The organism is Bacillus sp. SRB_8 (genome assembly GCF_003264205.1).
Classification (GTDB): Bacteria; Bacillota; Bacilli; order Bacillales; family Bacillaceae_G; genus Bacillus_A; species Bacillus_A mycoides.
In genome coordinates, this window is sequence record NZ_NADT01000099.1 from 1 (window position 1) to 3914 (window position 3914).

Here is a 3914-nt window from a genome sequence, read left to right on the forward strand (position 1 = left end):
CGAACTGGTGATTCACCAATTACAACAGACTCCAGTACCCGAACATATCCAACCTCTCCTTGGTATTTTACCTGATACCATAAACCTTGTTTGGATATGACTTCTAACACATCTCCATCCTTTACAGGCTTAGATTTAAATAGAAATTTTGTTTCTGGCTTTGGATAGATTCTTTTAACAGCAGAACGTAGAGTAATCCATCCCTTTTCCATATCCCCGTACTTATTAATTTCAAATGGTTTTCCTTGATAGGTAAATGTACCCGTCACATACTTCCCATCTTTTAAATAGCTCCATGAAGTTGCAGAAAAACTCCATCCAGTCTTTAGTTTATCAGGTTCACTATAGTATAAAGTATCTTTCCCTACTTGTTTTCTTCCTTGGAATAACCTTCCATCTTTAAAAAAGGAGTACTCTATTCCATCTAACGTAATGTTATCTCTTTGCTTACTACCATCTTTGTTGTAATAGTACCAATTCTCTTTCTCCTTCACCCAGCCAACTGATCCATCATTTTGCATATCTGTTACTTTCATAATCGTCCTATATAAGAACATAGAAAATTGCTCTCTTGTGACAAATCCATTTGGATTAAAATTGCCGTCACCAGTACCACTTGTTATCTGGTTTCCAGCTAGAATTTTCACATATTCATTGGCCCAATGACCTTTCATATCGGTAAATTCATAATTTCCTTGCGGTTTTAAATCAAATGTTTTTACAAGCACAGTAGCCATTTCAGCACGGGTTATATTATTTTTCGGATTGAACTTTTTCTCAGCATTTACGCTGAAAATCCCCCGTGCTGTTAGTGCCAAAATTTCCTTTTTGAAATTGCTCTCACTAATATCTACAAATGGGTTATTGGCACTGTCTTGCGGTTTTAAGGACCTATATAAAAAGGCTGCAAGATGTTCGCGTGTGATTTGATCCGTGGCACCAAAATATCCATTTCCATAACCAGTAATGATTTTATTTTCAGCCATGTACATTATTTCTTTATACGCCCAATGTGTTTTTGGCACATCGATAAAGGATAATGTAGTTTCTTGATTATTTTGTTCTGCATAAACTGTTCCTAATGTACTGAATAATAAAATACATACCATAGAACTCAAAAATAATTTTTTAATTGTGTTCACAATAAACCTCCTATTCAATTGTTAAAGATATAATTTCAATATCAGCACTTATTTAAAACTTCGGCTTCCTCTGTAAACATTGGTGCATAGGTAGAAAATAATAAAAATAATGATACTATAAGTCCTATAACTTTCTTCATACTCGCATCTCCTTATCAATTAATTAAAAACCTTATAATTATATATTAGATTTCATTACTATTAAAATAATAAAAAAAGATATGCATAATTACATATTTCTTTTATCAATAGAGTGTACTCTATTGATAAGATTACAAGTTATTGATTTTAAAGGATTTAGAGGTTCTCAAATACAATTATCAGAATTGAAGCGTGGTATTTAATTCCAGCGTGGCCCTTGAAACCCATAATCGTTTTCTTACCCCACCTACGGAAATAGGTGAGCTTCTTAATGGGGTAGCACCAACAAAACGCGAATTTCGTACGCTAAGCGATTTTTCACATAAAAAAAGCTGTTTTCCTGTATCAAAGGAATAATCAGCTTTTTTATAGTATATATTAAACTTTATATATTGTTAGTTAAATTATGTTCATGAATTATTTGTTATTTAAAATAGCTTTTTGGGCTTTTTCTTTATCATCAAAGTGTATTGTTTTATCCTTTAAAATTTGATAAGTTTCATGACCCTTACCTGCAATGAGAACAATGTCATTGGATGAAGCCATTTGTATAGCTTTATTTATAGCCTCCTCACGATTAACCTCTAATTTATACTTTGAATTGTTAAATTTCAACATACCTTTTTCAATATCTTTAATAATTGTCAAAGGATCTTCAGAACGCGGATTATCAGAGGTTACAAATACAAAATCACTGTAGCTACAAGCAATTTCCCCCATTACAGGTCGTTTTTTCGAGTCTCTATCTCCTCCACAGCCAAAAACAGTGATAATTTTACCTTTTGAAAATTCACTTATTGTAGAAAGTACATTTTCTAATGCATCAGGTGTATGAGCATAATCAACTAATAAGAGAAAATCCTGGCCTTCATCCACGATTTCCATTCTACCTTCGACGCTTTTTATACTAGATAGGCTGTTACTAATATCCTCAAGTGGAATGCCTTCAATCAATGAAGTTGTTATTGCTGCCAATGCATTATAAACATTAAATCGTCCAACTAAGTTGAGAGTAATTTCTAATTCCCCATTAAAAGAAGAAACTAAAAATCGAATACCTTTTGGACTTAAAGCTATATTCTTTGCTTTAACATCAGCTTCATTATTTATTCCGTATGTAATAACTTTAGCGGAAGTTAACTTTTGAAAATAATCTACTGACTGATCATCTGCATTAAGAACAGCAAATTTTTTATCTATGGAAGAAAATTCATTCCCAAGTCTTGAGAAAAAAAGACCTTTTGTATACTTATACTCTTCAAATGTTCCGTGATAATCTAAATGATCTTGAGTTAAGTTTGTAAAAACAGCAGTTTTAAAATTGCACCCCATAACTCTACCCATATCTAAACCTTGTGATGTAACTTCCATAACACAATACTCTGTCTGATGATCTTTCATTGCTCGTAAATTTCGCTGAAGAATTGGCGGCTCTTGAGTGTTTATATCAGTGGGATACAATTCTGCACCAATTTTTATTCCGTTATTCCCCATGAGACCTGTTTGAAGTCCATAGTCAGCCAAAATTTTCTCAAGCAAATACGAAGTTGTTGTCTTACCGTTTGTTCCTGTAATTCCAATTAGTTTCATTTCATCAGATGGGTATCCATAAAAGTGCGAGGCAATAACAGCCATAGCATATCGTGCATTCTTAACAAATATTTTAGGAACATTGATGTTTACGTCTCTTTCTACAATTAATGCTACCGCTCCGTTTTTCACTGCATCTTCTGCAAAATGATGCCTATCCTCAAGAAACCCTTTAATACTTGATACGGTTCTGGTGCAAAAATATTAGTTAGAAACCTAGAGTAGCAACTTCCTCTACATTTCTAGCCTATGAAGCTAAACCAAACAGTTTATGAATAAATTGTTTTTGATTTTGGACAGACTTGTCCAGTAAAACAAGTTGTCCTTTTTTCATCATATGCATGGCTTCAACACCACTCAATATAGAAATTGCTGTTTTAAACGACTTTAAACCTAACATAGAACGAACTCGCCTTTTAATAAACCGGTGGTCTTGTTCCACTATATTATTGAGATATTTAGCTTGCCTTAGTTGCATGCCTTCAGGCATATGTTTCTCTTCTTTCAACTCTTGAATCGCTACAGGATAAGCAGGGTTTTTATCTACTGTTATCACGCGAGGTTTAGAAACATACGAAAAAGCCAAGGCTTTCTTGAAAAAACGCTTGGCTGCTTGTTTATCTCTTGATTTACTTAGATAAAAATCAATTGTATAACCCTCTGAATCAACTGCACGATATAAATACATCCATTGACCTTTTACTTGAATATAGGTTTCATCGACTCTCCACGAGTCATTTGTTGATTTAAGATGATGTCGTACTTTCTCTTCTAATTGAGGTCCATATTGATGAACCCAGCGCATAATTGTTGTGTGAGCAATTGATAATCCTCTTTCCTCCATCATTTCCACCAGGTTACGGAAGCTCAAATTGTACCGTAGGTACCACCTTACTGTTAATAAGATGAGTTCAGGCTGATAATGCTTCCATTTAAATAAATTTTCTTTTTCCATACTGATCACGCACCTTTTTTAGAGTCATACTATCAGTATGTCCAAGTTTAGGAGATTACTTGCAAGAGTCTTGCGATTTTTGCACC

General features: G+C 33.6%; 2 protein-coding genes and 1 pseudogene. All 3 read right to left on the reverse strand.

The features are described from left to right. On the reverse strand, positions 1–1142 hold a 1142-nt coding region (locus B5P40_RS31980), incomplete at its 3' end, for an S-layer homology domain-containing protein (protein WP_181462979.1). Between the two features lie 558 nt (positions 1143–1700). Continuing rightward, positions 1701–3059 (reverse strand): annotated as a pseudogene (locus B5P40_RS31985) (UDP-N-acetylmuramoyl-L-alanyl-D-glutamate--2,6-diaminopimelate ligase); the annotation flags it as partial. A gap of 61 nt (positions 3060–3120) precedes the next feature. After that, the gene (locus B5P40_RS31990; RefSeq protein ID WP_016127824.1) at positions 3121–3828 is read right to left on the reverse strand and encodes an IS6 family transposase; all 708 of its coding nucleotides are present in this window, start codon (positions 3826–3828) and stop codon (positions 3121–3123) included. Between the last annotated feature and the right edge of the window lie 86 nt (positions 3829–3914).